Here is a 3,916-nt window from a genome sequence, read left to right on the forward strand (position 1 = left end):
CTATTTATGGATACAGAAAATAATAAACATATTTTGAATGTTCTTGATGATGAAATGTATGGTGCAACGGGTGTCATCCCTCCTGATCGTGATGCAACTTTGTGGCGGTTTATGTCATTTGCAAAGTTTCTTTCTCTTTTGGAATCGGAAAGCTTATATTTAACAAGGATTGATGGATTCGATGATAAATTTGAAGGAGCTTTTCCGAAGAAAGCGTTGGAAAAATGGAATGCAACTACAGAATTGCTTCGTCAAGCAAACGATAGCAAAGAGTTTTCTGATTCTTATTGGGAAAGGCTTAGGAAAAATACTTTTGTCCAATGTTGGCATATGAATTCACATGAATCTGATGGAATGTGGAAGCTCTATGGCCATATAGAGGAAGCTGTAGCGATCAAAACTAAAGCTATTAAATTGCTCAGAGCTATCCATCGTGATTATGGCCTATTTATAGGTAAAGTATTCTACGTCGACTATGACAATGACTTGGGTTTCCCTCCAGTTCCAAGTCCAGTAGAACCTTTTTTTTACAAGCGCAAATCTTTTGAACATGAAAAAGAAGTTAGGGTCTTGATTCAACAACTTTTTGAACCACACTATGGAAGAGAACCATTAAGCGAATACGGACGAAATCTGTCAGTTGACTTGGAGCTATTAATCGAAGAAATAGTAATTGCCCCGTTTGCTCCAGCTTGGCTGTTTGAACTGATGCAATCAGTTGTTAAGCGATATGGTCTGGACCCAAGTTTGGTTAAGAGGTCGGTATTGAACGAAGCACCTAGTTTTCCTGCATAGCTTCATTAATAATGCTCTTTTAACTATAGACTTGCTATAACCTCAGCACGACTGTTGAGGTTAAACAGCTTTAAAATTGCAGATACATGAATCTTAACCGTTCCCTCAGAAATACCTAGGTTTTCAGCTATTTGTTTATTTGAAGCTCCTTTTTTCAAATAGCTCAGGACTTCATTCTGTCTTGCTGTTAGAGAAAAGTTGTTGCTGCGTGCGGTTTGCGAAGTAGGTCTTAGGTAAAATCCTGGAATATATTCTTCGCCAGCTAGTATTAGTTTTATAGCTTGAACAGTAGCTTCTGGGGAAAGTGATTTTGGAATAAAGCCTTTTCCACCGAGTTTAAAGCACTTCGCGACATCTTTGTTGTCTTCTGATGCTGTTAGGAATGCTACGGGGAGCGATAGGTGCTTTTCTTTTATTCGTAGCAGGGTGTTGAAGCCATTCTCATCTTTGAGCGAGATATCTAGTAATACCAAATCGACTTTTTGCTCTTGGGAATTGATGAATGAAAGGGCTTGGAATGCCTCGGTAAATATAAATACCTCGGCATCTGGTAGTAGCAGCTCAAATAGTTCCTTTAAGGCTGATACAAATAAGTGATGATCGTCGATGATGATGATCTTGTATACTGCGCTCAACTTTTTCGTCCCTGTTGCAATGTCGTGCAATTATATCAGCAACCATGATTTTTAACTGGGAGAAATTTTTCTTTTGATGGATAGTTCTCTAAACGAAGTGTTTCAATCGGCTTATGAATGATATGTTCAAAAGTTTCTTTAAGGTGATTGTAGTTTCTATCCAAAGGTTTTAGGCGACCTTTTTTATGAGGAGGGAGTTCCATGTATTTGTGTACCTCTTTAATGTAGCGCTCAATTGTAGAGTCGTCAGGTATTAGTTCTTTTGCTGCTTCGTATTTCATTTCATGTAAATTTCTTAAAATAGGAATTGCGTGGCCTGAACGAAGTATTGTTAATCCATTCTTCAGATCGTCCAACCAAATTTCTCTTATGAACTGCTTGGCTCGTTCGTAAAAAAGTTCATAGAACCAAGGGACTTTTTTACCTCCTTTAGAGGAGCGAATAAGATGATTTAGTTTTTCTCTTTGGTCGATTATTTGCTGTAATTTATGAGTACCTGATTCGCCGCGTTCTTCATAAAAGAAAATGACTTGTTCTTTGGCTAGGTGGTTGGATGCTTGTGAAAGCAAAAGATGCTTAGTAGAGAGCAAAGCGCTTTCTAATGTTCCGCTTTGCTGAACTAAGAAGAATTTACACTGTTCAAAAATGGAGTTAAGCGCGAGAAGGTTAAATCCTTGGCTAGTAGTGATTGTATCATGCTCTAAAGAGCACAAACCCTCATTCAATAGGTCTGCAGAAGTGTAGGAATCCATGTCACGATCTTTGATATTTCTTTTACCCATTTCCGTGAGGATTCTGATCTCAGCTTTGGAATGCAAAAGTAGGTCTATCCAATCTAAATCATCCAAAGCATCAAGATCATCCAAGTCGGCAAGGTTTGGAATTAAGGAGAAATTTTCAAGTTGAAAAATATCTGAGTTTTCTGACATTAGGCTTTGATGAATAGATTCGAAAACTTGGTCTAAATTTGGATTGAGCTCTGGATGATTTGCATGCTCATGGAAGAATATGAAGTTCACGGTGTCTCGAACCAATATTGCCTCATATATATTTGCTTTCTCTCCAGATCCGTTTTCTAACTCTTGTAGAGTCGGTATAAATGAACTAATGAAAGGGGCGTCGTCTGGCATTTCTAAGTAGTTAAAGTCAGGACTCTTGATCATATTCTTTGCTAAGGTTATCTCGTTAACAACAGTAGTATCAGTTTCGAGAGTCTTCACTATGTCTTGGAGGTCTTGAAGATCATAAGTCATATTGTGATTGGTCATTAATTTTTGCCTCCGTTATGTTTGTTTTTCAATTGATCTAAGTAATTTGACCAGCTTTGCATCATCTCAATTCTTCCTTCTAGGTGACTCGTCCTATTGTATGCTCTTCCATTTGTATCTTTTACGGCATGGGCTAGCTGGTGTTCAATATAATCAATTCGGTAACCTAATATTTCGTCTAGAAGTGTTCTCGCAGTGGCTCGAAATCCATGTGGTGATACTGTCTCGTTGTCATATCCTAAAGTTCGTAGCGCTGTGCGAATGCCATTATCGGATAATGGACGAGATGCGCCTCTAGCACTAGGAAATACATATGCTCCTCTCTGTCCAGTTTCTTCCTTGTATTGCTCTAAGATTGTATAAACTTGATTGCTTAAGGGAACAATAAAAGCCTCCCTCATTTTCATTTTAAAATCCGGAATCTCGATTCTTCTGTTTTCCCAATTTATTTCGTTCCATTCTAGTTTTCGTAGCTCTCCAGGACGTATGAACAAATGCGGTGTTATTGTTAGCGCAGTTTTTACGACCATCCCTCCGTTGTAGCCATCTATTGCGTTGAGTAATACTCCTAGTTCTGTTGGACAGGTAATAGCAGCTCGGTTTTTTTCCTTTGGTATTTTAAGTGCACCTTTTAAATCAATACTGCAATCTCTGTCGGCTCTCCCAGTCGCCACCGCGTATCTCAATATCTGGCCCGCAGTTTGTTTAGCTCTATGTGCTGTTTCAAGTTTCCCTTTGCCTTCAATTTTCTTTAATGGAACTAGAAGGTCATTTGCATTAACTTTCCTTACCTCAAGACATCCAAGATGAGGAAACATATCTCGTTCTAAGGCTCTTAATACACGCTTCTTGTGACCGTCAGACATGTTTAGCATTTTTACTTCGAACCACTCGAGAGCAATGGACCGAAATGTATTCTGTGCATCGTCTAGTTGATTGGCTTTTCTTATTCTCTTTATTTGACTTGGGTCTTCACCTGCTGCCAAAAGGTTTTTTGCTTCAGAGGTTTGTTCTCTTGCTTTAGCGAGGCTTGTATCTGGATAGATTCCAAGGGATATGGTTTTTTGTTTGCCATGGAAACGATAGGAAAGTCTCCAATATTTTCGTCCATTGGTCTTTACGAGCAAAAATAAACCTCGTCCGTCGCTCAATTTAAGGTCCTTATCTCCTGACTTGATTCTATCTACTTTTGTTGCTGTTAGTTTCATTTAACCACTC

At 38.7% G+C, this 3,916-nt stretch carries 4 protein-coding genes; 1 reads left to right on the forward strand and 3 read right to left on the reverse strand.

What is annotated here, in order from left to right; genetic code table 11:
* Nucleotides 1-795, forward strand: a 795-nt coding sequence (locus A3757_RS26660) for a hypothetical protein (protein WP_068739499.1), incomplete at its 5' end; no start/stop codon positions are given.
* A 23-nt stretch (nucleotides 796-818) separates the two neighbouring features.
* On the opposite strand, the gene A3757_RS09765 is transcribed toward A3757_RS26660, so the two are convergent.
* Genes A3757_RS09765 through A3757_RS09775 form a run of 3 tightly spaced genes read right to left on the reverse strand, consistent with a single transcriptional unit; the run spans nucleotide 819 to nucleotide 3,906 of the window.
* Nucleotides 819-1,430 carry a response regulator transcription factor gene (locus A3757_RS09765; RefSeq protein WP_068552707.1) on the reverse strand — a complete coding sequence of 204 codons (612 nt, stop codon included), beginning with the start codon at nucleotides 1,428-1,430 and terminating at the stop codon, nucleotides 819-821.
* 35 nt (nucleotides 1,431-1,465) lie between these two features.
* Nucleotides 1,466-2,698: a hypothetical protein gene (locus A3757_RS09770; protein WP_068567555.1), complete on the reverse strand. Its 1,233-nt coding sequence runs from the start codon at nucleotides 2,696-2,698 to the stop codon at nucleotides 1,466-1,468.
* A complete protein-coding gene (locus tag A3757_RS09775) occupies nucleotides 2,698-3,906 on the reverse strand; it encodes an integrase arm-type DNA-binding domain-containing protein (protein WP_068553710.1) in 1,209 nt (402 codons plus the stop codon). The genes A3757_RS09770 and A3757_RS09775 overlap by 1 nt, the downstream gene beginning before the upstream one ends.
* Nucleotides 3,907-3,916: the final 10 nt, after the last annotated feature.

The organism is Oleiphilus sp. HI0117, from assembly GCF_001635235.1.